The 26,816-nt window shown below is 51.0% G+C and carries 28 protein-coding genes; 21 read left to right on the top strand and 7 right to left on the bottom strand.

The genetic code is table 11. The features are described 5' to 3' along the window. The first annotated feature begins 213 nt into the window (after positions 1-213). From cysJ to cysH, 3 genes are all read left to right on the top strand, one after another. Positions 214-2,013 (top strand): NADPH-dependent assimilatory sulfite reductase flavoprotein subunit, encoded by a 1,800-nt coding sequence (gene cysJ, locus ACHHZ7_RS05225; RefSeq protein WP_060683314.1) that lies wholly within the window; start codon positions 214-216, stop codon positions 2,011-2,013. Further along, positions 2,013-3,725 carry an assimilatory sulfite reductase (NADPH) hemoprotein subunit gene (gene cysI, locus ACHHZ7_RS05220; protein WP_060683315.1) on the top strand — a complete coding sequence of 571 codons (1,713 nt, stop codon included), beginning with the start codon at positions 2,013-2,015 and terminating at the stop codon, positions 3,723-3,725. The genes cysJ and cysI overlap by 1 nt, the downstream gene beginning before the upstream one ends. Positions 3,726-3,808: 83 nt before the next feature. Then, the gene (gene cysH / locus ACHHZ7_RS05215; protein ID WP_060683316.1) at positions 3,809-4,543 is read left to right on the top strand and encodes a phosphoadenosine phosphosulfate reductase; all 735 of its coding nucleotides are present in this window, start codon (positions 3,809-3,811) and stop codon (positions 4,541-4,543) included. A gap of 46 nt (positions 4,544-4,589) precedes the next feature. Here the strand turns inward: cysH and ACHHZ7_RS05210 are convergent, their stop codons facing one another. Further along, on the bottom strand, positions 4,590-5,633 hold the full coding sequence (locus ACHHZ7_RS05210; RefSeq protein WP_032944823.1) for an aminopeptidase: 1,044 nt from the start codon (positions 5,631-5,633) through the stop codon (positions 4,590-4,592). Positions 5,634-5,887: 254 nt separating this feature from the next. Here ACHHZ7_RS05210 and cysD point away from each other — a divergent pair, with 254 nt between their 5' ends. The 12 genes from cysD to rpoS all read left to right on the top strand — a co-directional run bounded on the left by cysD (position 5,888) and on the right by rpoS (position 15,714). Further along, positions 5,888-6,796, top strand: a complete 909-nt coding sequence (cysD, locus tag ACHHZ7_RS05205; protein ID WP_003034152.1) for a sulfate adenylyltransferase subunit CysD — start codon at positions 5,888-5,890, stop codon at positions 6,794-6,796. A 9-nt stretch (positions 6,797-6,805) separates the two neighbouring features. Then, on the top strand, positions 6,806-8,233 hold the full coding sequence (gene cysN, locus ACHHZ7_RS05200) for a sulfate adenylyltransferase subunit CysN (protein WP_008785677.1): 1,428 nt from the start codon (positions 6,806-6,808) through the stop codon (positions 8,231-8,233). Continuing rightward, a complete protein-coding gene (gene cysC, locus ACHHZ7_RS05195) occupies positions 8,233-8,838 on the top strand; it encodes an adenylyl-sulfate kinase (protein WP_060683317.1) in 606 nt (201 codons plus the stop codon). Before cysN ends, cysC begins: the two co-directional genes overlap by 1 nt. A 47-nt stretch (positions 8,839-8,885) precedes the next feature. Further along, positions 8,886-9,209 (top strand): DUF3561 family protein, encoded by a 324-nt coding sequence (locus tag ACHHZ7_RS05190; RefSeq protein WP_060683318.1) that lies wholly within the window; start codon positions 8,886-8,888, stop codon positions 9,207-9,209. Positions 9,210-9,423: 214 nt separating this feature from the next. After that, on the top strand, positions 9,424-9,735 hold the full coding sequence (gene ftsB / locus ACHHZ7_RS05185) for a cell division protein FtsB (protein WP_003034163.1): 312 nt from the start codon (positions 9,424-9,426) through the stop codon (positions 9,733-9,735). Positions 9,736-9,753: 18 nt separating this feature from the next. Next, complete coding sequence (gene ispD / locus ACHHZ7_RS05180) at positions 9,754-10,449, top strand: 2-C-methyl-D-erythritol 4-phosphate cytidylyltransferase (protein ID WP_003825722.1); 696 nt, start codon at positions 9,754-9,756, stop codon at positions 10,447-10,449. 55 nt (positions 10,450-10,504) lie between these two features. Then, on the top strand, positions 10,505-10,984 hold the full coding sequence (ispF, locus tag ACHHZ7_RS05175; protein ID WP_003034167.1) for a 2-C-methyl-D-erythritol 2,4-cyclodiphosphate synthase: 480 nt from the start codon (positions 10,505-10,507) through the stop codon (positions 10,982-10,984). Next, positions 10,981-12,030, top strand: coding sequence for a tRNA pseudouridine(13) synthase TruD (truD, locus tag ACHHZ7_RS05170; protein WP_060683319.1), 1,050 nt, complete (start codon positions 10,981-10,983; stop codon positions 12,028-12,030). The genes ispF and truD overlap by 4 nt, the downstream gene beginning before the upstream one ends. Then, complete coding sequence (surE, locus tag ACHHZ7_RS05165; protein WP_032944818.1) at positions 12,011-12,772, top strand: 5'/3'-nucleotidase SurE; 762 nt, start codon at positions 12,011-12,013, stop codon at positions 12,770-12,772. Before truD ends, surE begins: the two co-directional genes overlap by 20 nt. Then, positions 12,766-13,392: a protein-L-isoaspartate(D-aspartate) O-methyltransferase gene (locus ACHHZ7_RS05160; protein ID WP_003034172.1), complete on the top strand. Its 627-nt coding sequence runs from the start codon at positions 12,766-12,768 to the stop codon at positions 13,390-13,392. The genes surE and ACHHZ7_RS05160 overlap by 7 nt, the downstream gene beginning before the upstream one ends. A 184-nt stretch (positions 13,393-13,576) precedes the next feature. Beyond that, positions 13,577-14,659, top strand: a complete 1,083-nt coding sequence (gene nlpD, locus ACHHZ7_RS05155; protein WP_223849051.1) for a murein hydrolase activator NlpD — start codon at positions 13,577-13,579, stop codon at positions 14,657-14,659. 62 nt (positions 14,660-14,721) lie between these two features. Next, on the top strand, positions 14,722-15,714 hold the full coding sequence (rpoS, locus tag ACHHZ7_RS05150; protein ID WP_000081498.1) for an RNA polymerase sigma factor RpoS: 993 nt from the start codon (positions 14,722-14,724) through the stop codon (positions 15,712-15,714). 142 nt (positions 15,715-15,856) lie between these two features. Here the strand turns inward: rpoS and ACHHZ7_RS05145 are convergent, their stop codons facing one another. Continuing rightward, positions 15,857-16,261, bottom strand: a complete 405-nt coding sequence (locus ACHHZ7_RS05145) for a MarR family winged helix-turn-helix transcriptional regulator (protein WP_060683320.1) — start codon at positions 16,259-16,261, stop codon at positions 15,857-15,859. A gap of 160 nt (positions 16,262-16,421) precedes the next feature. Between ACHHZ7_RS05145 and ACHHZ7_RS05140 the strand changes: the two genes are divergently transcribed. From ACHHZ7_RS05140 to ACHHZ7_RS05130, 3 genes are read left to right on the top strand one after another with little or no spacing between them, the layout of a single operon-like run. Continuing rightward, on the top strand, positions 16,422-17,015 hold the full coding sequence (locus tag ACHHZ7_RS05140) for a non-oxidative hydroxyarylic acid decarboxylases subunit B (RefSeq protein ID WP_057068062.1): 594 nt from the start codon (positions 16,422-16,424) through the stop codon (positions 17,013-17,015). Further along, a complete protein-coding gene (locus tag ACHHZ7_RS05135; protein WP_060683321.1) occupies positions 17,015-18,442 on the top strand; it encodes a non-oxidative hydroxyarylic acid decarboxylases subunit C in 1,428 nt (475 codons plus the stop codon). Before ACHHZ7_RS05140 ends, ACHHZ7_RS05135 begins: the two co-directional genes overlap by 1 nt. A gap of 10 nt (positions 18,443-18,452) precedes the next feature. Beyond that, entirely contained in the window at positions 18,453-18,689 is a 237-nt protein-coding gene (locus ACHHZ7_RS05130) for a non-oxidative hydroxyarylic acid decarboxylases subunit D (protein ID WP_032944812.1), read from the top strand. Between the two features lie 92 nt (positions 18,690-18,781). Here the strand turns inward: ACHHZ7_RS05130 and mutS are convergent, their stop codons facing one another. After that, positions 18,782-21,349, bottom strand: a complete 2,568-nt coding sequence (gene mutS / locus ACHHZ7_RS05125; RefSeq protein WP_395148772.1) for a DNA mismatch repair protein MutS — start codon at positions 21,347-21,349, stop codon at positions 18,782-18,784. 159 nt (positions 21,350-21,508) lie between these two features. On the opposite strand from mutS, the gene ACHHZ7_RS05120 reads away from it, so the two are divergent. Both ACHHZ7_RS05120 and ACHHZ7_RS05115 read left to right on the top strand, forming a co-directional pair. Continuing rightward, positions 21,509-22,978 (top strand): tyrosine-type recombinase/integrase, encoded by a 1,470-nt coding sequence (locus ACHHZ7_RS05120; protein ID WP_016239677.1) that lies wholly within the window; start codon positions 21,509-21,511, stop codon positions 22,976-22,978. Next, positions 22,975-23,550, top strand: coding sequence for a hypothetical protein (locus ACHHZ7_RS05115; protein ID WP_016239676.1), 576 nt, complete (start codon positions 22,975-22,977; stop codon positions 23,548-23,550). Before ACHHZ7_RS05120 ends, ACHHZ7_RS05115 begins: the two co-directional genes overlap by 4 nt. A gap of 89 nt (positions 23,551-23,639) precedes the next feature. Here the strand turns inward: ACHHZ7_RS05115 and ACHHZ7_RS05110 are convergent, their stop codons facing one another. Continuing rightward, complete coding sequence (locus ACHHZ7_RS05110) at positions 23,640-24,206, bottom strand: helix-turn-helix domain-containing protein (RefSeq protein ID WP_016239675.1); 567 nt, start codon at positions 24,204-24,206, stop codon at positions 23,640-23,642. Between the two features lie 983 nt (positions 24,207-25,189). Here ACHHZ7_RS05110 and ACHHZ7_RS05105 point away from each other — a divergent pair. Next, positions 25,190-25,615 (top strand): hypothetical protein, encoded by a 426-nt coding sequence (locus ACHHZ7_RS05105; protein WP_004114857.1) that lies wholly within the window; start codon positions 25,190-25,192, stop codon positions 25,613-25,615. Positions 25,616-25,760: 145 nt separating this feature from the next. Here the strand turns inward: ACHHZ7_RS05105 and ACHHZ7_RS05100 are convergent, their stop codons facing one another. Genes ACHHZ7_RS05100 through ACHHZ7_RS05090 form a run of 3 tightly spaced genes read right to left on the bottom strand, consistent with a single transcriptional unit; the run spans position 25,761 to position 26,816 of the window. Continuing rightward, the gene (locus ACHHZ7_RS05100; protein WP_016239674.1) at positions 25,761-26,081 is read right to left on the bottom strand and encodes a hypothetical protein; all 321 of its coding nucleotides are present in this window, start codon (positions 26,079-26,081) and stop codon (positions 25,761-25,763) included. A 26-nt stretch (positions 26,082-26,107) separates the two neighbouring features. Beyond that, complete coding sequence (locus ACHHZ7_RS05095; protein ID WP_016239673.1) at positions 26,108-26,494, bottom strand: hypothetical protein; 387 nt, start codon at positions 26,492-26,494, stop codon at positions 26,108-26,110. A gap of 49 nt (positions 26,495-26,543) precedes the next feature. Beyond that, positions 26,544-26,816: a hypothetical protein gene (locus ACHHZ7_RS05090; protein ID WP_016239672.1), complete on the bottom strand. Its 273-nt coding sequence runs from the start codon at positions 26,814-26,816 to the stop codon at positions 26,544-26,546.

Here is a 26,816-nt window from a genome sequence, read left to right as displayed (position 1 = left end):
ATATTCATACAACCAATAATGGTTAATTATTTATATATCAAATGCTTATATAATCTGTTTTGCAGTTAATAACTATAACTAAAACAGGTTAGTCCATTTGGTTATTTGTTATTTCCATCCCTTCTTTAACTGTTACTATCCCCGCCGTTAACCTTATCTTCAGTTTGGGTTTTATTGCTGAAATCCGCTTTGCTTACTGGAACATGACAACGCATGACGACACAGGCCCCACCTTCCGCTTTGCTACCGCTAAACCCGGAGCAACTGGCACGCCTTCAGGCGGCCACGACCGATTTCACTCCCGCACAGCTTGCGTGGGTTTCTGGCTATTTTTGGGGCGTGCTGAATCAGCAGCCTGGCAGCAACGCGGTGGCGCCTGCGCCTGTCGCTGAAATGCCTGGCATTACGCTTATCTCCGCCTCGCAAACCGGTAATGCGCGCCGTGTGGCGGAAGCCCTGCGCGATGATCTGATCGCCGCGAAGCTCAACGTCACTCTCATCAACGCTGGCGACTATAAATTCAAACAAATCGCCAATGAAAAACTGCTGATCGTGGTGGCGTCGACGCAAGGGGAAGGTGAACCGGCGGAAGAAGCCGTGGCGTTGCACAAATTCCTGTTCTCGAAAAAAGCGCCGAAGCTTGATAACACCGCTTTTGCCGTGTTTGGTCTTGGCGATACCTCTTATGAGTTTTTCTGCCAGGCAGGAAAAGACTTCGATGCGAAATTGGCTGAGCTGGGCGGTGAACGTCTGCTCGATCGTGTAGATGCCGATGTCGAATACCAGGCCGCGGCTGCGCAGTGGCGTTCTCGTCTGGTTGATGTTCTGAAAGCGCGTGCGCCTGCGGCACCGTCTGTGCAAGTTGCCGCGAGCGGTGCAGTAAATGAAGTACACACCAGCCCATACACCAAAGAAGCGCCACTGAGGGCGTCGCTTGCGGTGAATCAGAAAATTACCGGCCGCGACTCTGAAAAAGACGTGCGCCATATTGAAATTGATTTAGGCGATTCTGGCCTGCGTTATCAGCCGGGCGATGCGCTGGGCGTCTGGTATCAGAATGACCCGGCTCTGGTTAAAGAACTGGTTGAACTGCTGTGGCTGAAAGGTGATGAGCCGGTCACGGTTGAAGGCAAAACCCTGTCGCTCGCTGAAGCGTTGCAGTGGCATTTCGAGCTGACGGTTAACACCGGCAATATCGTAGAGAACTATGCCACCTTAACCCGCAGCGAAACTTTGCTGCCGTTAGTCGGTGACAAAGCACAGTTGCAGCATTACGCCGCAACCACGCCCATCGTCGATATGGTGCGCTTCTCTCCGGCGCAACTGGATGCTCAGGCGTTAGTTGATCTTCTGCGTCCGCTGACGCCGCGTTTGTACTCCATTGCTTCTTCCCAGGCGGAAGTGGAAAGCGAAGTGCACGTCACCGTGGGCGTGGTGCGTTATGAGATAGAAGGTCGCGCCCGTGCTGGTGGTGCTTCCAGTTTCCTCGCCGACCGCGTGGAAGAAGAAGGTGAAGTTCGCGTGTTCATTGAACACAACGACAACTTCCGTCTGCCGGCGAACCCGCAGACGCCGGTAATTATGATTGGACCGGGTACGGGGATTGCGCCGTTCCGTGCATTCATGCAGCAACGTGCGGCTGACGGAGCCGAAGGCAAAAACTGGCTGTTTTTTGGTAACCCACACTTTACCGAAGATTTCCTGTATCAGGTGGAATGGCAGCGTTACGTCAAAGAGGGCGTACTGAGCCGTATCGATCTCGCCTGGTCCCGCGATCAAAAAGAAAAAGTCTACGTACAAGATAAACTGCGCCAACAGGGCGCGGAGCTGTGGCGCTGGATTAACGACGGTGCGCACATTTATGTCTGTGGCGACGCCAATCGCATGGCGAAAGACGTTGAGCAGGCGTTGTTGGAAGTGATTGCCGAATTCGGTGGTATGGATATCGAAGCGGCGGATGAATTTTTAAGTGAGCTGCGCATTGAGCGCCGTTATCAGCGAGATGTCTACTAATGAGCGAAAAACATCCAGGACCATTGGTGGTCGAAGGCAAACTGTCCGACGCTGAGCGTATGAAGCTGGAAAGCAACTATCTGCGCGGTACCATTGCCGAAGATTTAAACGACGGCCTGACCGGCGGGTTTAAAGGCGACAACTTCCTGCTGATCCGTTTTCACGGTATGTACCAGCAGGACGACCGCGATATCCGCGCCGAACGTGCCGAGCAAAAGCTGGAGCCGCGTCACGCGATGCTGCTGCGCTGTCGTCTGCCAGGTGGGGTGATCACCACCAAACAGTGGCAGGCGATCGATAAGTTCGCCCATGACAACACCATTTACGGCAGCATTCGCCTGACCAACCGTCAGACCTTCCAGTTTCACGGCATTCTGAAGAAGAACGTTAAGCCGGTACACCAGATGCTGCACTCCGTCGGCCTGGACGCGCTGGCGACAGCCAACGACATGAACCGTAACGTGCTGTGCACCTCCAACCCGTATGAATCTGAGCTGCACGCGGAAGCCTACGAGTGGGCGAAAAAGATCTCCGAACATCTGCTGCCGCGCACCCGCGCCTATGCAGAGATCTGGCTGGATCAGGAAAAAGTCGCGACTACCGACGAAGAGCCGATCCTCGGTCAAACCTATCTGCCGCGTAAGTTTAAAACCACGGTCGTGATCCCACCGCAGAACGACATCGATCTGCACGCCAACGACATGAACTTCGTGGCGATTGCGGAAAACGGCAAGCTGGTGGGTTTTAACCTGCTGGTGGGCGGCGGTTTGTCGATTGAGCACGGCAACAAGAAAACCTACGCCCGCACAGCAAGCGAGTTTGGTTATCTGCCGCTTGAGCATACGCTGGCGATCGCGGAAGCGGTGGTGACGACTCAGCGCGACTGGGGTAACCGTACCGACCGTAAAAATGCCAAAACCAAATACACCCTTGAGCGCGTCGGCGTCGACACCTTCAAGGAAGAGGTTGAGCGCCGGGCGGGGATCAAGTTTGAGCCGATCCGTCCGTACGAGTTTACCGGTCGCGGCGATCGTATCGGCTGGGTGAAAGGGATCGACAATAAATGGCATCTGACGTTGTTTATTGAAAACGGCCGTATCCTCGATTATCCGGGCCGACCGCTGAAAACCGGTCTGCTTGAGATCGCGAAGATCCACAAAGGTGAGTTCCGCATTACCGCGAACCAGAACCTGATCATTGCCGGTGTTCCTGAGAGTGAAAAGGCGAAGATCGAGAAGATTGCGCAGAAGAGTGGCTTAATGAACGCGGTCACTCCGCAGCGTGAAAACTCGATGGCCTGCGTCTCGTTCCCGACCTGTCCGCTGGCGATGGCGGAAGCCGAGCGCTTCCTGCCAACGTTTATCGACAACATCGACACGCTGATGGCGAAGCACAGCCTGAGTGATGAAAACATTGTCATGCGTGTGACCGGCTGCCCGAACGGTTGTGGTCGTGCGATGCTGGCGGAAGTTGGTCTGGTGGGTAAAGCACCCGGGCGTTACAACCTCCATTTAGGGGGCAACCGTATCGGAACTCGTATTCCCCGGATGTTTAAAGAGAACATCACCGAGCCGGAAATTCTGGCATCGCTGGATGAACTGATTGGGCGCTGGGCGAAAGAGCGCGAAGCGGGTGAAGGCTTCGGTGACTTTACGGTGCGTGCGGGCATTATTCGCCCGGTGCTCGATCCCGCCCGGGATTTCTGGGAATAATGTGAAATTGACTTATCGGGTCTGCTGAATCGGTAGGCCTGATAAGCGCAGCGCCATCAGGCAAGGCAAACAGTGAGGAACTTATGTCCAAACTCGATCTCAACGCGTTGAACGAACTGCCGAAAGTTGAACGCGTTATGGCGTTGGCACAAACCAACGACCAACTGGAAAAATTGAGCGCCGAGGATCGCGTAGCGTGGGCGCTGGAAAACCTGCCTGGTGAATATGTACTGTCATCAAGTTTTGGTATCCAGGCGGCAGTGAGCCTGCATCTGGTAAATCAGGTTCGCCCGGATATCCCGGTGATCCTCACCGATACTGGCTACCTGTTCCCGGAAACCTATCAGTTTATTGATGAGTTAACGGACAAGCTTAAGCTTAATCTGCAAGTCTACCGGGCAAAGGAAAGTGCGGCCTGGCAAGAAGCGCGCTACGGCAAACTGTGGGAGCAGGGCGTTGAAGGCATTGAAAAATACAATGACATCAACAAAGTCGAGCCGATGAACCGGGCGCTGCAGGAGCTGAACGCGCAAACCTGGTTTGCCGGTCTGCGTCGAGAGCAATCGGGCAGTCGTGCGCATTTGCCGGTGCTGGCTATCCAGCGCGGCGTGTTTAAAGTTCTGCCGATCATCGACTGGGATAACCGTACGGTTTACCAGTATCTGCAAAAATACGGTTTGAAATACCATCCGTTGTGGGATCAGGGCTATCTGTCGGTAGGCGATACCCACACCACCCGCAAATGGGAGCCGGGTATGGCGGAAGAAGAGACTCGTTTCTTCGGATTGAAGCGTGAGTGCGGACTGCACGAAGGGTAACAGGAAAGGGGGGCCGGTAAGATTTACATCCTACCGGATCCCTTCTTCAGGATTTACCCGCTTTTGCCAGTTCTTTTACCAGCGGCAGCATAATGCGTACCACGTCGCGGCTACGGTGCTCTATCCGGCCCGGTAACGCTTTATCAATGTGCTGCTGGTTATCCAGTCGCACATCGTGCCAGCTGTTGCCTGCCGGGAATGAGGCGCTTTTGGCGCGCTGTTGATAGCCATCTTTCTTGCCCAGGTTCCAGTTAGTCGCTTCAACTGAAAGAACGGCAATCCCCGCGTTGTCGAAGACCTCTGCATCGTTACAACATCCAGTGCCTTTCGGATAGTCTTTGTTCAGACCTGGATTGGTGCTGGCAACGATACCGCGGCTGTGCGCGATAGCCAGTGCCCGGTCGCGCGTCAGTTTTCGCACCGCTTCCGGGGTTTTCTTGCCGCTATTGAAATAGAGCTTATCGCCGACGATCAGGTTATCGAGGTTGATAACCAGCAGCGTGTTTTTCTTCTCGGCGGCGCTCATTCGCTTCAGGATGTTCTCCGCGCCCAGTTTGCCTTCTTCCTCGCCGCTGGTGGCGATAAATCGAATACCGTACTGCGTCGGCACGTTTTTGAGTTTTTCCGCCAGTTCCAGCATTACGCCAACACCTGCAGCGTTGTCATCGATACCTTGCAGGGTTAATCCACCCAGATTGGCATCGGAGTCGGCGTCGCTTTGTGCGGCGTAGGTGTCGAGGTGCGCCATAATAATAATCTGCTGCGGCGCTTTGCCTTCATGTGCAGCAATAACGGTGCTTCCCGTTACGTTATGCCAGTTTTTACGGTTATCTTTGGCGGTATAAACATAACGGCTATTAAACGTCCGAATATCGCTGCTATAACCCATCTGCTGAAATTGTTGACGTATATAATCAGCAGACAACATTTCTGCCGGAGATCCCGTCACGCGGCCTGGGAAAAACGTTGCGATATATCGAGCCTGGGTATTTGCGATATCTCCGGGCTTCGAAGATGTTGCCTGTGCGGGAAGGATGAAGCACGCGCCGAGCGCCATGGCTGCAAGAAGGTGGCGCAATGCGAGAAACATGATGAGTCCTTAAATACCAAGCAGAAATTTTCAGCCGCTAGTATGAAACCGTGATCGAGGTAAAACAATTTCATTTGCTCCTAAATGCCCGAATTCCGGTAGCTTAAGCACTTTTTGATATTTGCTTTTCCGGATCGTTATTCCTTTGAGGAACTACTCATTCCAATTCGTAATTTCATTCGCCCTCTTGCCCTCCCTATAGTCAGGTTATCTGAGCATCGTTAGCAAAATAACGGCATTACATAGGAACGGTTATGGATCAAAAACGACTTACCCACCTGCGGCAACTGGAAGCGGAAAGCATCCATATCATTCGTGAGGTGGCCGCCGAGTTTTCTAATCCGGTGATGATGTATTCCATCGGCAAAGATTCCAGCGTAATGCTGCATCTGGCGCGTAAAGCGTTTTATCCGGGCACGCTGCCGTTCCCATTGCTGCACGTTGATACCGGCTGGAAATTCAGCGAAATGTACGAGTTTCGTGACCGCACGGCGAAAGCCTACGGCTGCGAACTGCTGGTGCATAAAAACCCGGAAGGGGTGGCGATGGGTATCAACCCGTTTGTCCACGGTAGCGCCAAGCATACCGACATTATGAAAACTGAAGGGCTGAAGCAGGCACTGAATAAATACGGTTTCGATGCCGCGTTTGGCGGTGCTCGTCGTGACGAAGAGAAATCGCGTGCCAAAGAGCGTATTTACTCTTTCCGCGATCGTTTTCATCGCTGGGATCCTAAAAATCAGCGCCCGGAGCTGTGGCACAACTACAACGGGCAGATTAACAAAGGCGAAAGTATTCGCGTCTTCCCGCTCTCTAACTGGACTGAACAGGATATCTGGCAGTACATCTGGCTGGAAAATATCGATATCGTGCCGCTGTATCTGGCGGCGGAGCGTCCGGTGCTGGAACGCGACGGCATGCTGATGATGATTGATGACGACAGAATCGATCTGCAACCCGGTGAAGTGATTAAAAAACGCATGGTGCGTTTCCGTACGCTCGGTTGCTGGCCGCTGACAGGCGCGGTGGAGTCGAATGCGCAGACGCTGCCGGAAATCATCGAAGAGATGCTGGTTTCAACCACCAGTGAACGTCAGGGCCGCGTGATTGACCGCGACCAGGCGGGCTCCATGGAGCTGAAGAAACGTCAGGGGTATTTCTAAGGAGCCGCCATGAATACGACACTTGCACAACAAATTGCTAATGAAGGCGGCGTTGAAGCCTGGATGGTTGCCCAGCAACACAAAAGTCTGCTGCGCTTTTTAACCTGCGGTAGCGTGGATGATGGGAAAAGTACCCTGATTGGCCGCCTGCTGCACGACACGCGTCAGATTTATGAAGACCAGCTTTCATCGCTGCACAATGACAGTAAACGTCACGGCACTCAGGGCGAAAAGCTTGATCTGGCGTTATTGGTTGACGGCTTGCAGGCCGAGCGCGAGCAGGGCATCACCATCGACGTGGCGTATCGTTATTTCTCTACCGAGAAGCGTAAATTTATTATTGCGGACACTCCCGGGCATGAGCAGTACACCCGTAACATGGCGACCGGCGCGTCGACCTGCGACCTGGCGATCCTATTGATCGATGCGCGTAAAGGCGTGCTGGATCAGACTCGTCGTCATAGCTTTATCTCCACGCTACTTGGGATCAAACACCTGGTAGTGGCGATCAACAAAATGGATCTGGTGGACTTTAGCGAAGAGACATTTAACCGCATTCGCGAAGACTATCTTACTTTTGCTGAACAACTGCCGGGCAACCTGGATATCCGGTTTGTGCCTCTCTCTGCGCTGGAAGGCGATAACGTGGCTTCGCAAAGCGCCAGTATGCCGTGGTACAGCGGTCCGACGCTGCTGGAAGTGCTGGAAACCGTTGAGATCCAGCGCATTGTTGATACTCAGCCGATGCGCTTCCCGGTGCAGTATGTGAACCGACCGAATCTGGATTTCCGTGGTTATGCCGGAACGCTGGCCTCCGGTAGCGTGAAGGTCGGACAGCGCGTCAAAGTGCTGCCGTCCGGCGTTGAGTCGAGCGTGGCGCGGATCGTAACCTTTGATGGCGATTTACAGGAAGCGCATGCGGGTGAAGCGATCACCCTGGTGCTGAAAGATGAGATCGATATCAGCCGGGGTGACCTGTTACTTGATGCCGGTGAAACGCTGCCGACAGTACAAAGCGCAGCTGTTGATGTGGTGTGGATGGCGGAACAACCGTTGTCGCCAGGGCAGAGCTACGACATAAAAGTCGCGGGCAAGAAGACCCGCGCACGCGTAGATAGCGTGCAGTATCAGGTCGATATTAATAACCTGACCCAACGTGACGTTGAAGCGCTACCGCTGAACGGTATCGGTCTGGTTAATCTGACTTTTGATGAGCCGCTGGTGCTGGATACCTATCAGCAGAATCCGGTTACGGGCGGGCTGATTATCATTGACCGCCTGACCAACGTTACCGTTGGCGCGGGACTGGTGCGTGAGCCAATCGTCCAGGAGCTTGCCACAGCTTCTCAGTTCAGCGCGTTTGAGCTGGAGCTTAATGCACTGGTGCGTCGCCACTTCCCACACTGGGGTGCGCGCGATCTGCTGGGAGGAAAATAATGGCGCTGCATGACGAAAACGTCGTCTGGCATGCCCATCCTGTTACACCGCAACAGCGGGAACAACGCCACGGTCATCGTGGTGTTGTGCTGTGGTTTACCGGGCTGTCAGGTTCCGGTAAATCCACGGTAGCAGGGGCGCTGGAAGAGGCGCTGCATAAGCTAGGGGTGAGCACCTATCTGCTGGATGGCGATAACGTGCGTCACGGTCTGTGCAGCGATCTTGGGTTTAGCGATGCCGATCGCAAGGAGAATATTCGTCGGGTTGGTGAAGTGGCTAACCTGATGGTAGACGCCGGCCTGGTGGTGTTGACTGCGTTTATCTCTCCACATCGCGCCGAGCGAAAAATGGTTCGCGAGCGCGTGGGCCAAGGGCGTTTTATTGAGGTTTTTGTCGATACGCCATTAGCAACGTGCGAAGCTCGCGATCCAAAAGGGCTGTATAAAAAAGCGCGAGCGGGGGAGTTGCGCAATTTCACCGGAATTGACTCGGTTTACGAAGCGCCTGAATCGCCAGAGATTCATCTTGATGGTGAACAATTGGTAACAAATTTGGTTCCTCAATTATTAGACCTGCTGAGGCAGGAAGATATTATCAGATCCTGAGACACCCGAGCTTGCATGCCCGGTCAGTCACGGTCACAGGATTAGATATGCGTAACAGCCATAACATTACTATTACAGAGTCAGATACCTTCGCTGCCGACGACGAAACTACCTGGTCACTCCCAGGAGCCGTGGTCGGTTTTGTCGCGTGGTTGCTGGCGCTGGGATTCCCATGTCTGATGTATGGCCCTAACACACTGTTTTTCTTCCTTTATACATGGCCCTTTTTCCTCGCATTGTTGCCCGTGGCGATTGTCGCGGGTATTGCCCTGCATTCGCTATTGAAGGGGCGGTTGCTGCTGAGTATTACCTGTACCCTGCTGGTGGTTGGCGCAATGTTTGGAGCACTGTTCCTGTGGCTACTGGGTTAGGCATACGTCCTTTCACGCGATCGCCGCTGTTGTTCACTGTCTGGCCATAATTCAAACCGTAACCAACAATGAGATTATGTTCTCCTTACACGGGGTATACGTAACAACGAGCAAATGTGGTACATTTGCCCGCGTTGTCGCGGCATTCCCGTCCGTTGATGTAAAGTTGCCAGCGGAGTTTATGGGATGTTGATGCCGTTTTTCAGGGGGCAGGATGGGTAAACTTACGTTGCTGTTGCTGGCTTTATTAGTCTGGCTACAGTATTCGCTGTGGTTCGGTAAGAACGGCATACATGACTATAGTCGCGTCAACGATGATGTTGCGGCGCAGCAAGCTACAAACGCGAAACTGAAAGCGCGTAACGATCAGCTTTTTGCCGAAATTGACGATCTCAATGGCGGGCAAGAGGCTATCGAAGAGCGCGCGCGTAACGAACTCAGTATGACTAAGCCAGGCGAAACTTTTTATCGTCTGGTGCCTGACGCGTCTAAACGCGCTCAGACTGCAGGGCAAAACAATCGATAAACCGTCCAGGGATTTAACATGGCAGCCACTTTAATGGACGTTTGCGCCGTGGTGCCGGCTGCCGGGTTTGGCCGCCGAATGCAAACAGAGTGTCCTAAGCAGTACCTCTCTATTGGCAATAAAACCATTCTCGAACACTCGGTTGATGCGCTGCTGGCTCATCCCCGGGTGACGCGAGTCGTCATCGCTATTAGCCCAGGCGACAGTCGCTTTGCCCAACTTCCACTCGCAGCGCACCCGCAAATTACCGTGGTGGATGGTGGCAACGAGCGAGCCGATTCTGTCCTGGCCGGTTTGCAAGCGGCAGGTGAGGCCAGTTGGGTACTGGTGCATGATGCCGCGCGTCCGTGCCTGCATCAGGAAGATTTATCTCGTTTGCTGGCAATAAGTGAAACCAGCCGCATCGGTGGGATCCTTGCCGCGCCGGTGCGCGACACGATGAAACGCGCGGAGCCGGGCCGAACAGACATCGCCCATACGGTCGATCGCACCGATTTATGGCATGCGTTGACGCCGCAGTTTTTCCCTCGCGAGCTGTTGCATGACTGTCTGACCCGTGCGCTAAACGAAGGCGCAACCATTACGGACGAAGCCTCGGCGCTTGAATATTGCGGTTTTCATCCGCTGCTGGTCGAAGGACGCGCTGACAACATCAAAGTCACCCGCCCGGAAGACCTGGCGCTGGCGGAATTTTATCTGACCCGAACTATCTAGATACATCATTCTTCAGGCTGCCTGGAGGATGTTGTGTATATCAGGAGAAGGCATAATGCGAATTGGACACGGTTTCGACGTACACGCTTTTGGCGGAGTTGGCCCAATTATCATTGGTGGTGTGCGCATCCCGTATGAAAAAGGATTGCTGGCGCATTCTGATGGCGACGTGGCGTTACACGCGTTAACCGATGCACTGCTGGGCGCGGCTGCGCTGGGGGATATCGGTAAACTCTTCCCGGACACCGACCCGGCCTTTAAAGGTGCAGATAGTCGTGAATTATTGCGAGAAGCCTGGCGGCGTATTCAGGCCAAAGGCTATACGCTTGGTAATGTGGATGTGACGATTATTGCTCAGGCGCCGAAGATGCTGCCGCACATTCCGCAAATGCGCGTGTTTATTGCCGAAGATCTCGGCTGCCATATGGATGATGTTAACGTGAAAGCGACCACCACGGAAAAACTCGGTTTTACCGGGCGTGGGGAAGGGATTGCCTGTGAAGCGGTGGCGTTACTCATTAAGGCAACGAAATGACTGCGTTTGAAGATCTGACGTATCTCCATGGCAAACCACAAGGCCATGGCGTTCTGAAAGCGAATCCTGAAGACTTTGTCGTCGTCGAAGATTTAGGCTTCGAACCGGATGGCGAAGGTGAGCACATTTTGGTGCGTATCCTGAAAAACGGCTGTAATACCCGTTTTGTGGCTGACGCGCTGGCGAAGTTCCTGAAAATTCACGCCCGTGAAGTGAGCTTTGCTGGCCAGAAAGACAAGCATGCAGTCACGGAACAGTGGCTGTGCGCGCGCGTGCCGGGCAATGCAATGCCTGATTTAAGCAAATTTGAACTCGAAGGCTGTAAAGTGCTGGAGTACGCGCGCCACAAGCGTAAGCTGCGTTTAGGGGCGCTGAAAGGTAACGAATTTACGCTGGTGCTGCGTGAAGTGAGCCAGCGAAATGACGTTGAAGCGCGTTTGCAGGCGATTAGCGAGCGCGGCGTACCGAACTATTTTGGTGCTCAGCGTTTTGGTATCGGCGGCAGCAACCTGCAAGGGGCGCTGCGTTGGGCGCAAAGCGATGCGCCGGTGCGCGATCGCAATAAGCGCAGTTTTTGGTTGTCGGCGGCCCGTAGCGCGTTGTTTAATCAGATAGTCAGTGAACGCTTGAAAAAAACAGACTTTAATCAAGTTGTTGACGGCGATGCGCTACAATTGTCGGGACGCGGAAGTTGGTTTGTCGCCACATTGGAAGAACAAACTGAATTACAGCGTCGCGTCGATGATAAAGAATTGATGGTAACAGCGGCATTACCGGGCAGCGGTGAGTGGGGAACTCAGCGCGACGCGCTGGCGTTTGAAGAAGCCGCTATTGCTGATGAAACCGCGCTGCAATCGCTGTTGTTGCGCGAGAAAGTCGACGCATCGCGTCGTGCTATGTTGCTGTATCCACAACAATTAAGCTGGAACTGGTGGGATGACGTAACCGTTGAGTTACGTTTCTGGCTACCGGCAGGTAGCTTCGCCACCAGTGTTGTAAGGGAACTTATTAACACAATGGGTGATTATGCGTATATTGCTGAGTAACGATGATGGGGTCCACGCACCCGGTATACAAACGCTGGCGAAAGCGCTGCGTGAGTTTGCTGACGTACAGGTGGTTGCCCCGGATCGTAACCGCAGTGGCGCGTCTAACTCGCTGACGCTGGAATCCTCACTTCGCACGTTCACCTATGAAAACGGTGATATCGCCGTACAAATGGGTACACCTACCGATTGCGTCTATCTGGGCGTGAACGCATTAATGCGTCCGCGTCCGGACATTGTTGTGTCTGGTATTAACGCCGGTCCTAATCTGGGCGATGATGTTATCTATTCCGGTACCGTTGCGGCGGCGATGGAAGGTCGTCACCTGGGCTTTCCTGCGCTGGCGGTCTCACTTGATGGGCATAAACACTACGATACTGCTGCCGCAGTAACCTGCCGTATCTTACGGGCGCTGAGTCGCGAACCGCTGCGCACCGGGCGCATTTTGAATATCAACGTGCCGGATTTACCGCTGGATCAGATTAAAGGTATCCGCGTCACCCGCTGCGGTAGCCGCCATCCTGCGGATCAGGTGATCCCACAGCAGGATCCGCGCGGTAATACGCTGTACTGGATCGGGCCGCCGGGCGAAAAGTGCGACGCCGGACCGGATACTGATTTTGCCGCCGTCGATGAAGGCTATGTTTCCATTACGCCGCTGCATGTCGATTTAACCGCATATGGCGCGCATGAAGTTGTTTCTGACTGGTTAGACAGCGTGGGAGCCGACACGCAATGGTAAGCAGACGCGTACACACTCTTCTTGAACAATTACGTGCGCAGGGCATCAGAGATGAGCTTGTTCTCGATGCACTTGCCGCCGTGCCGCGTGAAAAATTCATTGATGAGGCGTTTGAACATAAGGCCTGGGACAATATTGCCCTGCCGATTGGTCAGGGGCAGACGATTTCGCAGCCCTATATGGTTGCGCGGATGACCGAGCTGCTTGAGTTAACGCCGCAGTCCCGGGTGCTGGAAATTGGTACCGGCTCTGGCTACCAAACGGCGATTCTGGCGCACCTGGTGCATCATGTGTGCTCTGTTGAGCGCATTAAAGGTTTGCAGTGGCAGGCGCGTCGTCGACTTAAACAGCTTGATTTACATAATGTTTCTACCCGTCATGGTGATGGATGGCAGGGCTGGCAAGCGCGAGCCCCGTTTGACGCTATCATTGTTACGGCAGCGCCGCCTGAGATCCCAACTGCGCTAATGATGCAGTTGGATGAAGGCGGCATTCTCGTCTTACCCGTGGGCGACGAGCACCAGTTTCTGAAACGGGTGCGTCGTCGGGGAGGCGAATTTATTATCGATACCGTGGAGGCCGTACGTTTCGTTCCCTTAGTAAAAGGGGAGCTTGCGTAGATACAGGCTCTGAATACCTGGAGTTTTCCTGGATATTCTGGAATTAGTAAGCGTATCGTGGTCACGTTTCCAGTGCCCAGTCCGATGCCTTGCACGGTGATTACGTCACTGGTTTTAACCAAATTTTCCTGGGGGATAAATGAGCGCGGGAAGCCACAAATTTACCGTTCGCCGCATTGCGGCATTGTCACTGGTTTCATTATGGCTGGCAGGTTGTTCAAATACCTCGAATCCACCTGCACCGGTCAGTTCCGTTGATGGCGGTGCATCAACGAACACCAATTCCGGCATGCTGATTACGCCTCCACCAAAAATGGGCTCGACGTCGACAGTACAGCAAACGCCACAGATCCAGCCGGTGCAGCGTCCGACCACACAGTCAACACAGATCCAGCCTGTTGCGGAACAGCCTGTGCAGATGGAAAACGGTCGTATTGTGTACAACCGTAAGTATGGGAACATTCCGAAAGGTAGCTATACGGGCGGCAGTACCTATACTGTTAAGAAAGGCGATACCCTTTTCTATATCGCCTGGATTACCGGGAACGATTTCCGTGATCTCGCACAACGCAATAACGTTCCGGCCCCGTATGGCCTGAATGTCGGTCAAACTCTGCAAGTGGGCAACGCGTCGGGTACACCGATTACTGGTGGGAATGCCATCACCCAGGCGGATGCAGCACAGCAAGGAGTTGTGACCAACCCTGCACAAAATTCCACCGTTGCTGTTGCTTCGAAACCAACAATTACGTATTCTGAGGATTCAGGTGAACAAAGTGCTAATAAAATGTTGCCGAACAACAAGCCTGCAGGGACCGTTGTCACAGCGCCTGTAACGGCTCCAGCAGTTAGCGCAACCGAATCAACTGCAAGCTCAACGTCAACCAGCTCGCCAATCTCTACCTGGCGCTGGCCGACTGACGGCAAAGTAATCGAAAACTTCGCGGCTACTGAAGGTGGCAATAAAGGGATCGATATTGCAGGCAGTAAAGGACAGGCTATTGTCGCGACCGCAGATGGACGCGTCGTATATGCCGGTAACGCACTGCGCGGTTACGGTAATCTTATTATCATCAAACACAACGATGATTACCTGAGTGCCTACGCCCATAACGATACAATGCTGGTCCGGGAACAACAAGAAATCAAGGCGGGGCAGAAAATAGCTACCATGGGTAGCACCGGAACCAGTTCAACACGCTTGCATTTTGAAATTCGTTACAAGGGGAAATCCGTAAACCCGCTGCGCTATTTACCGCAGCGATAATTCGGCGGAACCAGGCTTTCACGTGCTAGTTCCGTTAGGGATCACGGGTAGGAGCCACCTTTATGAGTCAGAATACGCTGAAAGTTCATGATTTAAATGAAGATGCGGAATTTGATGAGAACGGAGTAGAGGCTTTTGATGAAAAAGCCTTGAGTGAAGAGGAACCCAGTGATAACGACCTGGCTGAAGAAGAGCTGTTATCGCAGGGGGCCACACAGCGTGTGTTGGACGCGACTCAGCTTTACCTTGGTGAGATTGGTTATTCACCACTGTTAACAGCCGAAGAAGAAGTTTATTTTGCGCGTCGCGCACTGCGTGGGGATGTCGCATCCCGCCGTCGCATGATTGAAAGTAACCTGCGTCTGGTGGTGAAAATTGCTCGTCGTTATGGCAATCGTGGTCTGGCATTGCTGGACCTGATTGAAGAGGGCAATCTGGGACTGATCCGTGCAGTCGAGAAGTTTGACCCGGAACGCGGGTTCCGCTTCTCAACATACGCAACCTGGTGGATCCGCCAGACGATCGAACGGGCGATTATGAACCAAACCCGTACGATCCGACTGCCGATTCATATTGTAAAAGAGCTGAACGTCTATCTGCGTACCGCGCGTGAGTTGTCGCATAAACTGGACCACGAACCGAGCGCAGAAGAGATTGCTGAACAACTGGATAAACCGGTTGATGACGTCAGCCGTATGCTCCGACTCAACGAGCGTATTACCTCGGTAGACACCCCGCTGGGTGGCGATTCCGAAAAAGCGTTGCTGGATATTCTGGCCGATGAAAAGGAAAACGGCCCGGAAGACACCACGCAAGACGATGATATGAAACAGAGCATCGTCAAATGGCTGTTCGAACTGAACGCCAAACAGCGTGAAGTGCTGGCACGTCGTTTTGGTCTGCTGGGGTACGAAGCTGCGACACTGGAAGATGTGGGCCGTGAAATTGGTCTCACCCGTGAACGTGTTCGCCAGATTCAGGTTGAAGGTCTGCGTCGTCTGCGTGAAATCCTGCAGACTCAGGGACTGAATATCGAAGCGTTATTCCGCGAGTAAGCACAAGTTCTATCAAGAAAGGCCAGTCTCATTGGGACTGGCCTTTTTCTATGTTTGTTGCCTGATGGCACTGCGTTTATCAGGCCTACGGGGAGCAGGACTTTGTAGGCCGGATAAGACATTTATGTCGCCATCCGGCAGGTTAGTTCATCATCTTACGCACCAGACGTGTGAACTGCTCACGTTCTTCATCAGATAATCGCCCCAAAAACTCATCATCCACGCTATCGCCTAACGGAGTTGCGCTGTCCAGTAATGCTTCTCCTTGCGCGGTCAAATAAACAAACCGTCGACGCTTATCTGCCGGGTCATGTTCACGCCTGACCAGCTCCCGTTTTTCCATTCGGCTCAGCATTTCCGCAAGGGTTGCTTTGGTACAGACTGCGGCTTCGGTCAGGTCAACCTGCTCAATACCGGGACGTTCAGCAATGGCGCGCATCACCGCATACTGTGGTTTGGTCAGATCCGGTAATTCATGTTGCCAGCGGGACGTATGCTGCTGGAAGAGCTGACGTAAAAGGTGAAATGCTTTATTTCGTAACGGCATGAGCGCTCCGGAATTCCTGTCAGTCTCTATCATAGCGGGTTACGCATCTTTTTTTAACAATTGCGGCTTTAGCGATCTGTGCTCGATGACCTTGCCCGAAATGTTATGTGAGAGTATTTTAATCAAAATGTTCGTGCACGAACAAAAGTTGAGAGACTAAATGAGACTGATTGTCGGAATGACCGGGGCAACCGGTGCGCCCCTTGGTGTGTCGCTATTGCAGGCGCTGCGGGAAATGCCCGAGGTGGAAACCCATCTGGTGCTGTCAAAGTGGGCCAAAACCACTATTGAACTGGAAACACCGTACAGCGTCCGTGATGTGTCTGCGTTGGCCGATTATTGCCACAACCCGGCGGATCAGGCAGCGACCATCTCCTCTGGATCGTTTCGTACTGACGGCATGATCATTATCCCCTGCAGTATGAAAACCCTGGCCGGTATTCGTGCAGGCTACGCGGAAGGGCTGGTGGGGCGCGCTGCTGATGTGGTGCTGAAAGAAGGGCGCAAGCTGGTTCTGGTTCCGCGTGAAATGCCGCTTAGCACTATTCATCTGGAAAACATGCTCGCGCTTTCCCGCATGGGCGTGGCGATGGTCCCGCCGATGCCCGCATATTACAACCACCCGCAAACGGTCGATGACATCACTCAGCATATCGTTGCGCGTGTGCTCGATCAGTTTGGTCTGGAACACCCCAACGCCCGTCGCTGGCAGGGTTTACGGCAGGCGCAGAATTTTTCACAGGAGAATGAATAATGGCATTTGATGATTTGCGCAGCTTTTTACAGGCGCTGGATGACCAGGGGCAATTGCTGAAAATCAGTGAAGAAGTTAACGCCGAGCCGGATCTGGCTGCGGCAGCCAATGCGACCGGGCGCATTGGTGACGGTGCGCCAGCGCTGTGGTTTGACAATATTCGTGGTTTTACCGATGCCCGCGTGGCGATGAACACTATTGGTTCGTGGCAGAATCACGCCATCTCTTTAGGCCTGCCGCCAAATACCCCAGTGAAAAAACAGATTGATGAGTTTATTCGCCGTTGGGATAAATTTCCGGTTACGCCGGAGCGTCGCGCCAATCCGGCGTGGGCTGAAAACTGTGTTGATGGTGATGAGATCAACCTGTTTGATATTCTGCCGCTGTTTCGCCTGAACGATGGCGACGGCGGTTTCTATCTTGATAAAGCCTGCGTGGTGTCGCGCGATCCGCTGGATCCGGACAACTTTGGCAAACAGAACGTCGGCATTTATCGTATGGAGGTGAAGGGCAAACGCAAGCTTGGCCTGCAGCCGGTGCCGATGCACGATATCGCGCTGCACCTGCATAAAGCCGAAGAGCGTGGTGAAGATCTGCCGATTGCCATCACGCTGGGTAACGATCCGATCATCACCCTGATGGGGGCCACGCCGCTGAAGTACGATCAGTCGGAATACGAAATGGCGGGAGCGCTGCGTGAAAGTCCGTATCCGATCGCTACCGCGCCGCTCACCGGCTTTGACGTGCCATGGGGTTCAGAAGTGATCCTCGAAGGGGTCATTGAAGGCCGTAAGCGTGAAATCGAAGGGCCGTTTGGCGAGTTTACCGGGCACTATTCCGGTGGACGTAATATGACGGTCGTGCGTATCGATAAAGTCTCTTATCGCACCAAACCAATTTTTGAATCGCTGTATCTGGGGATGCCGTGGACGGAGATTGACTACCTGATGGGGCCGGCAACCTGCGTACCGCTGTATCAACAGTTGAAAGCCGAATTCCCGGAAGTGCAGGCGGTGAATGCCATGTATACCCACGGTTTGCTGGCAATTATCTCCACCAAAAAACGCTACGGCGGCTTTGCCCGCGCGGTGGGGCTGCGCGCCATGACGACGCCGCATGGCCTGGGTTACGTGAAAATGGTGATTATGGTTGATGAGGATGTTGATCCGTTCAACCTGCCGCAGGTGATGTGGGCGCTGTCTTCGAAGGTCAATCCGGCGGGCGATCTGGTGCAATTGCCGAATATGTCGGTGCTGGAGCTTGATCCGGGTTCCAGTCCGGCGGGGATTACCGACAAGTTAATTATTGATGCGACCACGCCGGTTGCGCCGGATAACCGTGGGCACTACAGCCAGCCGGTATGCGATTTACCGGAAACAAAAGCCTGGGCAGAAAAAATGACCGCCATGCTGGCCAACCGTAAATAAGGAGTAGCAGATGATTTGTCCACGTTGTGCCGATGAACATATTGAAGTGATGGCAAACTCGCCGGTAAAAGGTGTCTGGACGGTATATCAGTGCCAGCATTGTCTATACACCTGGCGTGATACTGAGCCGCTACGCCGTACCAGCCGCGAGCACTACCCGCAAGCGTTTCGCATGACGCAGAAGGATATTGATGACGCACCGATGGTGCCGAGTATTCCACCGCTGCTGGCTGAAGATAAGCGCTAATCAACACGCCGGGTGCGGCTTTGCCTTACCCGGCCTACATATAGCGATATTTTGAAGGCCCGATAAGCGTAGCGCCATCGGGCATTACGGCGTTACACCAGACTCTTCAACCGGTAGATCCACTCCAGCGCCTGGCGAGGCGTTAGCGAATCCGGGTCGAGATTTTCCAGTGCTTCAACGGCGGGCGACGTTTCTTCCGGAGCTGACAGGAGCGACATCTGCGTGCCGTCGACCTGAGTTGCAGCAACATTCGGCGCGATGCTTTCCAGTTCGCGAAGTTTTTGCCGCGCGCGTTTAATAACCTCTTTTGGTACACCAGCCAGGGCAGCTACCGCCAGACCATAGCTCTTGCTCGCCGCACCATCCTGTACGCTGTGCATGAAGGCGATGGTATCGCCGTGCTCTAACGCATCAAGATGCACATTTGCTACGCCTTCCATTTTCTCCGGTAACTGAGTCAGTTCGAAGTAGTGGGTGGCAAACAACGTTAATGCTTTGATTTTATTGGCCAGATTTTCCGCGCACGCCCACGCCAGCGACAGGCCGTCGTAGGTGGAGGTGCCGCGTCCAATCTCATCCATCAGCACCAGGCTGTTCTCGGTGGCGTTATGCAGAATGTTGGCGGTTTCGGTCATTTCTACCATGAAGGTGGAACGACCGGAGGCCAGATCATCCGCTGCGCCCACGCGGGTAAAGATGCGGTCGATAGGCCCGATCTCCACTTTCTGCGCCGGAACGTAGCTGCCGATGTAGGCCAGCAGCGCAATTAACGCAGTCTGGCGCATATAGGTACTTTTACCCCCCATGTTCGGGCCGGTGATAATCAGCATCCGTCGCTGAGGCGAGAGGTTAAGTGGGTTGGCGATAAACGGCTCGGTCAGCACCTGTTCAACCACCGGATGACGTCCCTCGGTAATACGAATACCAGGCTTGTCGGTGAAGGTCGGGCAGGTGTAATTCAGGGTATAAGCGCGTTCCGCAAGGTTGACCAGTACGTCCAGTTCTGCCAGCGCGCTGGCGCTTTGTTGCAAATCAGCCAGGTGCGGCAGCAGCATGTCGAACAGCTCTTCGTACAGCTGTTTTTCCAGCGCCAGCGCTTTGCCTTTTGACGTCAGAACTTTGTCTTCGTACTCTTTCAGTTCCGGAATAATGTAGCGTTCGGCATTTTTCAGCGTCTGGCGACGCACATAGTTAATCGGCGCCAGATGACTTTGCCCGCGACTGATCTGAATGTAGTAGCCGTGAACGGCGTTAAACCCGACCTTCAACGTATCCAGACCGGTGCGCTCGCGCTCACGGATTTCCAGTCTGTCCAGATAGTCAGTTGCGCCATCAGCCAGCGCTCGCCACTCGTCCAGTTCTTCGTTATAGCCCGGGGCGATGACGCCACCGTCGCGAACCAGCACAGGTGGAGCTTCCACTACGGCACGTTCCAGCAGTTCACGCAGCTCAGCAAACTCGCCCATTTTCTCGCGCAGCATCTGTACGGGGGCAGTGTCTACGCTTTCCAGTTGTGCGCGCAGTTCCGGTAATTGCTGGAATGCATGACGCATACGGGCCAGATCGCGCGGACGCGCGGTACGCAGGGCCAGACGTGCCAGGATACGTTCCAGATCGCCGACCTGACGCAGCACGGGTTGCAATTCACCGGTGGAATCCTGTAGCGCGCCGATGGTCTGTTGGCGTTCAGTGAGGACTCTGGTGTCGCGGACCGGCATATGCAGCCAGCGCTTGAGCATACGGCTGCCCATCGGCGTCACGGTGCAGTCGAGTACTGAAGCCAGCGTGTTTTCAACGCCGCCCGCCAGGTTCTGGGTAATTTCCAGATTGCGGCGCGTGGCGGCATCCATAATGATGCTGTCCTGCTGACGTTCCATGGTGATGGAACGAATATGCGGCAGCGAGGTACGCTGGGTATCTTTTACGTATTGCAGCAGGCAGCCAGCCGCGCATAATCCACGCGGGGCGTTTTCTACGCCAAAGCCAATCAGATCCCGCGTGCCAAACTGCAGGTTTAGCTGCTGGCGAGCGGTATCGATTTCAAATTCCCATAGTGGACGACGACGTAATCCGCGACGTCCCTCAATCAGTGAGGTTTCAGCGAAATCTTCGGCATACAACAGTTCAGCGGGATTAGTGCGCTGCAATTCTGCGGCCATGGTCTCGCGGTCGGCGGGTTCGCTAACACGAAAACGCCCGGAGCTGATATCCAGCGTTGCGTAACCATAACCTTTACTGTCCTGCCAGATAGCGGCCAGCAGGTTGTCCTGGCGTTCCTGTAACAGCGCTTCATCACTGATGGTGCCTGGCGTGACGATACGGACCACTTTGCGCTCGACCGGACCTTTGCTGGTCGCCGGATCTCCAATCTGTTCACAAATAGCGACGGATTCACCCTGGTTGACCAGCTTGGCGAGGTAGTTTTCTACCGCATGGTGAGGAATGCCCGCCATCGGGATTGGCTCGCCCGCAGACGCGCCGCGTTTGGTCAGGGAGATATCAAGCAGCTGAGACGCACGTTTCGCATCGTCATAAAACAGTTCGTAAAAGTCGCCCATGCGGTAAAACAACAGTATCTCCGGGTGCTGGGCTTTCAGCTTGAGATACTGCTGCATCATCGGTGTATGGCTAGAGAAGTCCTTATCAATGTCTTCATTCATATTGATTTTACTCATTATTTAATTCTTTCAAGTGCTCATATGGCCCTAGGTAAAACCCCTTTAAACCCATATAAACCAATAAATTTGTAGCTCAATTGTAGCTCAAGGTGTGATAGATTAGTTTTACTCCTTCTCTGGGCTACAAATGGTGGTGATGCTTTGAAAACAACTCTCAATCAGGCTTTTATTATCAATAAGTTAAGTATTAATGTTAAGCCTGAACTCAGTAGTTCTGGAAAAGTCGTTTTCGAAGCCAACCCTGACCAAAAACCTTACATAGTTTTTGACGATCATCGAGATTCACCCGTTGGCTTCGGTGTGAAGGTCAGTTTGACGAAAAAAACCTATGTAATCCAGCGAAGAGTAGCCTCGTCAGATCGTAATGTCAGTGAGGGTAAGAAGCCAAGCTCTGTCTTGAAAGTAAAGGTTGGGAATGTGTCCGATTTTCCGAGTATCGATCAAGCCCGTGAGGCAGCTCGGCAGTTGGTTCAGACAATGATTGCAACAAAGAGAAATCCCAACAAGATTAAAAGGGAACTCGATCTGGCTGAATTGACTGTGAGTGAAGCTTTTGCCCAATACAGGAGTCACTTACTTGGCAGAACCAAACCTGCTAAACCAAACACTCTCAATGTGTTAAACAAAGCTGAGAATCGGTTGAAAGAATGGCAAAACCTTCGAATCAAGGATCTTACTGGTAATGAAATCCTTCGGAAGTTTGACGAGCTTGCTTCAAGAGCCAGAACAGCAGCAGAACAGACTTTTAGGTGGGCCAATGTTGCTGTAAAACACGCAATCGAGATTGAAGCTGGGAATGCTCAGACCCAGCAACGACAACCTTCGTTGTCCTACAACCCTTTTTCAATTTTAAAGGTACAGAAGAAGTTCAGAACACGATCTGAGCTGGAAGATAGCTATCGTGCCAAGGGCGTTCGAAATCCATTGTCCCCAAAAGATACTTTGGGACGGTTCTTAACTGCATTACACAATAAGCGAAGTTTTAATCGCTTGGGTTGTGATTATCTGTTGCTGACCATTCTGACAGGAGCCAGGAAGGAAGAAACAGCAACACTGTGCTGGCGAGAGGCCCTGACACAAGAAGAGGCTAGAACGACCAGCTATGTCGATCTCGAAAATCGAGTGATTCGCTTTTACGACACGAAGAATCGTAATGACCATGAGCTTCCAATCTGCGATGCGACAAAGCGAATTCTGGAAGACCGGCGAGATATCGTCAATGATACCGAAATACGCGCAGATAAACGCAAATGGGTTTTTCCGGCTCGTTCGTCGCGGAGTAAGGTTGGGCACTATTCTGATAGTAAAAGCTTACGCGAGTATATCTGTCTGGAAGCCGGAATAATAAAGTTGGGAATGCACGATCTACGAAGAACCTTTGGTCGAGTTGCAGAAGGGCTTACTTCGTATGCAGTGGTGAAAAGATTGCTTAACCACCGTAATACCACAGACCCTACTGAAAGATATGCTGAGCCTGATAAAGAGCGGGTATTTGAGGCTCTTCAACTGATTGAGCTTCATATGCTGATGACGTCACCAGAATTGTACAATACACTTTTGGCTTCAGCGAAGTATCCACCATTGCCAGTAAATCAGGAGAACAAGGAATGAGTACTATTGATACTTTAAGGGAATACGCCGAAGTATGGCGGCTATTTGGTAGTATGCCAGATGATGCAACCCTGAGTGCTGAAGTTTCGGCCCTTTATCTTGGTGTAAGTGTCAAAACATTGGCTCGTTATCGCCAGACTGGTAATGGTCCCGCTTATATTCAATACCAGGCAGAAGACAGCAAGGCAAGGAATCAACGAGTAAATTATCTTTTAGGTGATTTAAGAACATGGCGGGATCATCATAAAGTGAACAGCACAATGGAAGCAGCACAGATCCGTGGGTTGGCTTTTGCTTCTTTGACTGATTTTACCAAGCCAGAGCCTTTCTGGACTATTGATAATAAAATCTATTCTCATGCTCTTACTGTATCTGACGAAGTATTCAAGGAGCTATTAAATACCTCTCGCGCAGAAGTTATTTGGATCTCTCTTGAAAAAGTGTTGTTTGAGAACTGGCATACTTCGAGAGAGCGTCAGAAATGGAATGACGTTTTTGTTAGAGTACTAAGTGGGATGATTAAATCATGTGAAGTTGAACAAGAACGTCATATACTTAATGATATCTTATGATTAGTTTTATTCCCAATATAAAGTTGAATTTGTATTGGGAAATAGTCATTTGCGGAAGTATAAATTGTTCAACAGCATTATTTATTATTTTAATCAAATGGAATGCCGTCTGTAGGATATCTTCTTTTGGGATTTTTAACCGGCTTTGTTTTACTCCCTGCACGATAAAAGTTAAACGAATTGGCAAAGTCTTCTGTCTCCAGTCTGGACTTTCTAAATTTATCCATCAGATCTTCATTGAAACGACGAGGGATTCCTTTAACACACAAGTTTGAATTAAGGTATACTTGGTTATCTATGGCGTCACGAATAAGTATTTTTCTCTCAAATAACTCTTTGAATGCGCGTGAGACATTTGATTTATTCAGCCCAAGATCTTTGGCTATACGTGACTGTGAAAAATCAGGGATAATATTTCCATAATCAATTACTGAGAAGAGATAAAGCACAATTCTAAACGCTGTGGGCGTCAAATCCATCCTGGCGAGTGTGGCCATATTGCCTTTGAATATCATTGAGAAATCGTCTCTGAATGACGTTTTTTTATAGCTATTTGCTTTAATCTTTATTTCTTCCAGATCTTCAGGCATAACCTCTAATGCTTCTGCAATAATGGACTTTTGTTCTTTAGTTAATACAACGCTTGTGATTGACATGATGGCTCCTTTTTTATTGTTGTGATTACATATATGGCACATTTAATTTATTTGTCAACTTTGGTGGTAGCATTATTTAATTGTATTTACTTTGAGATTTTACGGTTGTTATTTAGCGGGAGATGGTTGGTTATCAAATTTAAAACAAGGGGTGCTAAATTTCACCATCACCTGTTATGTAATTAATGATTTTTGGTGCTGAAGTTAATAACGACAGGGTTTGTTTAATTAATTGATTTTATTGGTTAATTTTCAAATGTGTTCTGCAAGATAAAAGAGTGATAAAGAAATAAGAAACCACAGTTTTGCATTAGAACGATAATCAAGGCCTTGGTGTACCTGATGAAAATACTTTTATTATTGTTTTTCTTATATAATATCATTTCTTAAGGGAAGCATGCGCAACTGTGTGTTGCGCCATTGGGCTTCAGAACATTACTACAGTATTTTCTGTAAGTATAAATACGCTTCGCGCACGAGTTCATAGACCTGAGGTTAACTGTCATTACAAATACGCTTCGCGCAAAAAATCAGGAGGCTGAGTTGATCGGGAAAGCGAACACAGATACATGATTTGCCCATTTGCTGAGTACGGCTCACGCCGGGACCCTTCGGAAAAACCCTTTCTGCTTCAGCGAGTGAGTGCTGTGGGCACTCAGCGGCGCTGCCAGGGAAACAAAATTATGGTTTTCACCGGTTTGGTAAAAATAATTAACATTTATCGGTAGTCGGGGCGTAAGCCAGTGCGTAGCACGCTCTCAAAAATATTCCTGTGGTTTTTTTATCTGAAATATGGAAATGACTCAGATAATTGAAATATGAAATAGTAATGCAATCTGGAGGACTCAATATCTCCACAGTGAAAGCTGTTTTAAGTGAGAATAGAATAAATATTGTTTTATAAAAATATTTTTAAATTACTATTGATTTTACTTTTTGAAGATGATAGTACTTAATTATAAAAGTAAAAAATGGAGAAAATTATGAGTGCTATTGATGTTTTATCTCAGGAGGAAAAGTTTATACATGTTGTTGATAAATTTATAACCCATCATCACAACAGCGTTAATAACAATGTCTTTTACAAAAAACTTTATGTTCTCTTCGCCGGGTATCATCTGAAGTATTTTTATTCACGGGCGCAGTATCGCAATTCATGTTATCACGTTGATAATATTATGCAGATGTTTACAGGAGTCGTTTCAACCCTGAACACAACTCTGCTCAGGAAGCTTGCAAACAGCAATACATTGCTGCATTGCCTGAATTCACTTGTGAATTATATTTCAGGCAATCTGGACGAAGCAGAGCATATTTATGCTGATTTGCTGGCTCAGTATGAAAAGAAACGCATTGCAGGCTCTCTGGCTTATACTCCGCCAGGCTCAGTGATCAGGAAAAGACTTTGATAGCGGCAGCAGCGTGTACAAGGAATGGGATGCTGAATGGTGGAGAGAAATGGAGCTGGCGTTTCCGGCAGGTCATAATCGAGTATTAAAAAGGCAGGAGCCACCCAGTTGGCGTCCCGCCTGTCGTGATGGCTTTAAGGTGGGTTTACTTATCAACGACCTGCCAGCCATCATCCGTTTTGACAAGGGTTACAGCAGCAGTACGCTTTTCGTTATCGACAATAGCCGTCACATTGCATTTATAACTTTGATCAGAGACTTCTACGCAGTCATGCTTTTTGACTGATTTTAATTCGCGCAGTGCGTCTTTTGGGACATCCTTGCCTGCTATAGATTTCACGAAAGCATTCGCCTGCGCAACGACCTTATTCATGGCAGTGTAAATATCCTGTTCGGAAGGTTCGCTGTTACAGCCACTCAGCAACGATGCAGCGGTAACGAGTGTGATAACGGCATAAGTTTTCATAAATAATTCCCTGGCTGTAACGTGAGTTATTGAATCAGACCTGTATTCATTCTGCTTTTATTTTCAGAGAACGAGCATTTGCTGACCGTTTCTCCTTTAAATTCGATTTCCAGCGTTTTGGCCTGCGTCTGTGAGCCCCCCGTCAGCAGCCCAACAACGGGAATAAATGTGGTGGCATCAAACTGATTGTTATCCATCGAATAAGTCCATTCTTCATTTCCACTATCAAGTGTAGTCTTGGTTTCGGGCTCACCTAATGCGGTAATGATTTCTGATTTCGTTGTTTTATTTTTGATGATTTTAGACTGCAGACTTTGTGATGTTTCTTTTTTCAGTTGCTGATTGCCTGATGTTGAACAACCAGAAATAAGGAAAGAAGAAATAAAAAACACAGAAATCATGAATCTGTTCATAAGTTATCTCATATTAGTTTTTTATGTTTGCGGTAGTGTGAAATTAATATCACCGTATAAAAATAACTCTATCTGCATATTTCTTTTTAATAATGCAGATAAGAATAATGACGCTGGCAAAAAACGTAATGACTGAGACAGGAGTGCTGCCGGTTAATGAAAATACTAACCAGGCGATAGCTAATGCCACGAATTGAAACAAGAATGCCACACTGAGCGGGCTTTCACCATAGGCCACTTTTGCATGACAGCCTTTGCAAACCCGCACACCATGTGGGCTTTGTGTAAAGCAGAAGGGGCAGCTAATCGTTTTATTATCCAT

This window comes from Citrobacter freundii complex sp. 2024EL-00216, assembly GCF_043945515.1.
GTDB lineage: Bacteria > Pseudomonadota > Gammaproteobacteria > Enterobacterales > Enterobacteriaceae > Citrobacter > Citrobacter portucalensis.
Note: the sequence above shows the minus strand (reverse complement) of the source record. Positions and strands in the feature narration are given on the sequence as shown.

Coding starts and splice junctions, on each gene's coding strand:
- cysI (WP_060683315.1), top strand. CDS start 2,013: ATGAGCGAAAAACATCCAGGACCATTGGTGGTCGAAGGCAAACTGTCC.
- ACHHZ7_RS05210 (WP_032944823.1), bottom strand. CDS start 5,633: ATGTTTCTCGCATTGCGCCACCTTCTTGCAGCCATGGCGCTCGGCGCG.
- cysD (WP_003034152.1), top strand. CDS start 5,888: ATGGATCAAAAACGACTTACCCACCTGCGGCAACTGGAAGCGGAAAGC.
- ACHHZ7_RS05095 (WP_016239673.1), bottom strand. CDS start 26,494: ATGAACAGATTCATGATTTCTGTGTTTTTTATTTCTTCTTTCCTTATT.
- ACHHZ7_RS05090 (WP_016239672.1), bottom strand. CDS start 26,816: ATGGATAATAAAACGATTAGCTGCCCCTTCTGCTTTACACAAAGCCCA.
- ACHHZ7_RS05105 (WP_004114857.1), top strand. CDS start 25,190: ATGAGTGCTATTGATGTTTTATCTCAGGAGGAAAAGTTTATACATGTT.
- ACHHZ7_RS05100 (WP_016239674.1), bottom strand. CDS start 26,081: ATGAAAACTTATGCCGTTATCACACTCGTTACCGCTGCATCGTTGCTG.
- cysC (WP_060683317.1), top strand. CDS start 8,233: ATGGCGCTGCATGACGAAAACGTCGTCTGGCATGCCCATCCTGTTACA.
- rpoS (WP_000081498.1), top strand. CDS start 14,722: ATGAGTCAGAATACGCTGAAAGTTCATGATTTAAATGAAGATGCGGAA.
- ftsB (WP_003034163.1), top strand. CDS start 9,424: ATGGGTAAACTTACGTTGCTGTTGCTGGCTTTATTAGTCTGGCTACAG.
- ispD (WP_003825722.1), top strand. CDS start 9,754: ATGGCAGCCACTTTAATGGACGTTTGCGCCGTGGTGCCGGCTGCCGGG.
- ACHHZ7_RS05145 (WP_060683320.1), bottom strand. CDS start 16,261: ATGCCGTTACGAAATAAAGCATTTCACCTTTTACGTCAGCTCTTCCAG.
- ACHHZ7_RS05140 (WP_057068062.1), top strand. CDS start 16,422: ATGAGACTGATTGTCGGAATGACCGGGGCAACCGGTGCGCCCCTTGGT.
- ACHHZ7_RS05135 (WP_060683321.1), top strand. CDS start 17,015: ATGGCATTTGATGATTTGCGCAGCTTTTTACAGGCGCTGGATGACCAG.
- ispF (WP_003034167.1), top strand. CDS start 10,505: ATGCGAATTGGACACGGTTTCGACGTACACGCTTTTGGCGGAGTTGGC.
- cysN (WP_008785677.1), top strand. CDS start 6,806: ATGAATACGACACTTGCACAACAAATTGCTAATGAAGGCGGCGTTGAA.
- ACHHZ7_RS05110 (WP_016239675.1), bottom strand. CDS start 24,206: ATGTCAATCACAAGCGTTGTATTAACTAAAGAACAAAAGTCCATTATT.
- ACHHZ7_RS05115 (WP_016239676.1), top strand. CDS start 22,975: ATGAGTACTATTGATACTTTAAGGGAATACGCCGAAGTATGGCGGCTA.
- mutS (WP_395148772.1), bottom strand. CDS start 21,349: ATGAATGAAGACATTGATAAGGACTTCTCTAGCCATACACCGATGATG.
- truD (WP_060683319.1), top strand. CDS start 10,981: ATGACTGCGTTTGAAGATCTGACGTATCTCCATGGCAAACCACAAGGC.
- ACHHZ7_RS05130 (WP_032944812.1), top strand. CDS start 18,453: ATGATTTGTCCACGTTGTGCCGATGAACATATTGAAGTGATGGCAAAC.
- ACHHZ7_RS05190 (WP_060683318.1), top strand. CDS start 8,886: ATGCGTAACAGCCATAACATTACTATTACAGAGTCAGATACCTTCGCT.
- surE (WP_032944818.1), top strand. CDS start 12,011: ATGCGTATATTGCTGAGTAACGATGATGGGGTCCACGCACCCGGTATA.
- cysH (WP_060683316.1), top strand. CDS start 3,809: ATGTCCAAACTCGATCTCAACGCGTTGAACGAACTGCCGAAAGTTGAA.
- ACHHZ7_RS05160 (WP_003034172.1), top strand. CDS start 12,766: ATGGTAAGCAGACGCGTACACACTCTTCTTGAACAATTACGTGCGCAG.
- cysJ (WP_060683314.1), top strand. CDS start 214: ATGACGACACAGGCCCCACCTTCCGCTTTGCTACCGCTAAACCCGGAG.